General features: G+C 42.6%; 2 protein-coding genes and 1 pseudogene. 1 reads left to right on the top strand and 2 read right to left on the bottom strand.

What is annotated here, in order from left to right; all coding sequences use genetic code 11:
• Positions 1-311: 311 nt before the first annotated feature.
• The gene (locus KIV40_RS24370; protein WP_012128234.1) at positions 312-698 is read left to right on the top strand and encodes a hypothetical protein; all 387 of its coding nucleotides are present in this window, start codon (positions 312-314) and stop codon (positions 696-698) included.
• Positions 699-767: 69 nt separating this feature from the next.
• Here the strand turns inward: KIV40_RS24370 and KIV40_RS24365 are convergent, their stop codons facing one another.
• Both KIV40_RS24365 and KIV40_RS24360 read right to left on the bottom strand, forming a co-directional pair.
• Positions 768-2,714 carry a diguanylate cyclase domain-containing protein gene (locus tag KIV40_RS24365; protein WP_285351754.1) on the bottom strand — a complete coding sequence of 649 codons (1,947 nt, stop codon included), beginning with the start codon at positions 2,712-2,714 and terminating at the stop codon, positions 768-770.
• Positions 2,711-2,986: pseudogene (locus tag KIV40_RS24360) on the bottom strand (maltose/maltodextrin-binding protein); the annotation flags it as partial. The gene KIV40_RS24365 and the pseudogene KIV40_RS24360, both read right to left, overlap by 4 nt.

Genomic DNA, 2,986 nt, shown 5'->3' with positions numbered 1-2,986 from the left:
TATGAGGGGATCCGCCAGGGCCTTGCATCAGCAATCTTTGCCAAAGGGCACGAAATCAATGTGTTTATATTCTAGTTTTCTCAAATCTGATTTCGTAGGCAAATAACAGATTAGATTTCAATAATATGCTTATTGTTGAATACTTCGCCGTCACTTTAGTTCAATCTCATTCCTTAGCGTTTTCACATTTGCTCTGCAAAACCAACTTAGCAAACATGCTTTTATCTATTTCTTGGATGCTATCCCATGTTTCCATTCACTCGTTAATATCGGTAAGTAGAGTGCCTCCGATTTACCTACAGGTGAGAACTATGAAAAAAATTCGCTATCCATTTGATTTACATGGAACGCTATCGATTCGATACAGGGATAAAGTAAACCCAATTTTCTTGGATACTGATGAAGAGAATCAGTCCATTATCAATATCGACGACTTCGCTGTAAGGTCGTTCAGTTACGATGCTGAAGATCGATTACTTAAGATCTCTTTACAAAAAGCCGTAAACCTCACTGAAATCTCTGACTGCGGCACAGTGTTTACCGGCGTGGAATTAGAACAAAGCAACATCAAACTGGATCTTGTGTACTGCCTATACAACGCGGGCATTATTAGTTCGAATATCTCTTACCCACTTGATGATGCCTCACCCATCGCCACTATTGCAGTCGCAAAACCCTTAACTCTGCACCTAAAGTAAATTTTCGGTATTAAAAAGCCCTCACTCCAACATGAAGTGAGGGCTCTCTATCACTGTTTACATTAGCCGTTATTCGTTGCCTGAGAGTTGGTAGAAGGCTCGTTTTTTCTCATACATAGCCTCGTCTACCATGGAAAATAGATTATCTAGTGAAACATTATCACTCGATGCCCCACCGACAGAGAACTTGAGTGGATGACGCTTGTTCTCCGATAGATCAATCCATTTGTCTTCTTGCGCTTCTTCTAGCGAGCTTATCAATGCTTCCAGCGATTGCTGGCTTTGTTCAGGTGCAATGATCGCGAACTCATCGCCACCGATGCGATAAAGCATCAACTCATCTCGCAATATCGACTTAATCAATTGCGTAGATTTTGAAATCAGCAAGTCGCCTCGATCGTGTCCATAATTATCATTAAGCGTTTTGAGCCCATTAATATCGATGATAATGACTGCCATTGAGTCCCAGCAACCTTTCGCTACCGATTGGCGAGCGAACTCATAATCATCATCAAACGCTTTACGGTTTAGGCACTTAGATAGCTTGTCTCTGCGCGCGAAATCTTCCAGTTCTAACCATGAGTACAACTGCTTTTTGAATAGCTCAAGTAAGATGCGTTCTTCTTCATCTAACGCATAGGTGCCGTAATCAAAATACCCCACCACAGTGCCAGTTGATGAACGCATGGTTTTCACTCTCTCGCCTTTGGGCTTCGTAAAGCTAAAACGCATATCAGACTGAGGTAACAAGCGATTCAAACCCGAGTTAATCACTTCTGGAATAGCGTGATAACCAACACCAGCGTGACTGGTCGTGAAATTAATCAATGTCATCAACTTAGCTTTGTGCGCTTCCTCTCGTGTTAGGTTCACACGCAATTCTGCCGTTTGCTCTTCTACTCTGTGTTCTAGAACTTGGTTAAAGTTCGCTAACTGCGCATTGGTATCTTGAACTTGTTGGTTAGCTTTACGTAACGCATGGTTCCGAATCTCGAGCTCGTCCATGTGATTCGTCAATTGAACCCACAGTGAATCTAAAAGGTTCATAAGCTGCCTAAACTCTTTGAATTGAAAGCGTTTAGGTGTGAGATCTGGCCGCTTATTATTTTTAAAACTACGAACCACCATCGTCATTTCTCGGATTGGTAGGGTCAGCCAACGACTTGCCAAAATTGCGATAACAAGCGTCACTACTAACGTTGCAACAATAATGTTTAACAACTGCTGCTTGGATTGCATCAACTCTTGATCACGAGCAGCGTTAGAAACCGAATGGATCATTATGATTTCTAGGGGCTCAACAAAGTTCCGGTTTGTAACCACGATATCGCTCATGAACTTTGAGCCATCTCCTTTCGTCAAGCTGACATCGCCGTAGTGAAAATTGACCGATTCTTGCTTGTAGAGAAAAGGTTGAGAGATCTGGATCAGATCTTGGTAAGACACCAACACGACCAGATAACCTTGAGGCTCATATTCTGAACCAGGTAACAAAGTGTACGGTAAAAGTGGGCTAACAATCGCAATGCCACTCTGTCCACCTTTATAAACCAAACCTTCCTCAAAGTAAGTGGTGTGGTACATCTTACCTTGCTTATAAAGTGTATCTGCGGCTCTAATTTTGGTTAAAAGGCGGCTGTTCTCTAGATGATAGACAGAGCCGTTACTCTCGTACATCGGCTGCCAATTCTTATCAATGATGTAGGTCGTACTGACGTTCGTTGCAAGCCCTTCAAAGGTCTCAATCATTTGCCAGATAACACTTGAATAAAGCACGTTATCCATGCCTTGTACTAACAGGCGATCCTTTGAATACCAGCGAGTTAAGTTAGCAATGAATGTTAGATCTTCACTGATGGTTTTCTGAATACCTTGATTAGTGTTTTCTAACTTGATCTCTTTTTGCACCAAGAGGTCTGCTTGGTGCTTATCGATCATGCTGATCCCAACCCAATAGGCAGGTAAAAGAGAGCCAGCAACGACAATCAAAGTCAGTATGCTACGCAAACTAATCATGATGACTTCCTACGACGATGGATATGCTGTGAGTGATTTTGGATAAAATCGACAACAAATTGAGCTGCGCTTTTGGCTGGCATCCCCGAACGATAACGCTTATAACCGCGAATAAGCGCTTCCCATGTGACCGCCATTTCGACCGTACTTGGCATCGCATAGGCTGGCGTCAGCTCTTTGTACAACTCGCTATAATAGGTGCTATTTGCATCATGCCATTTACGGTTTATGGAACGGTTCGTGGAAATAAGGTTCTGATTAGGGCGTGTTGA

The organism is Vibrio sp. D173a, assembly GCF_030248475.1.
This window is presented reverse-complemented; position numbering and strand designations above follow the sequence as displayed.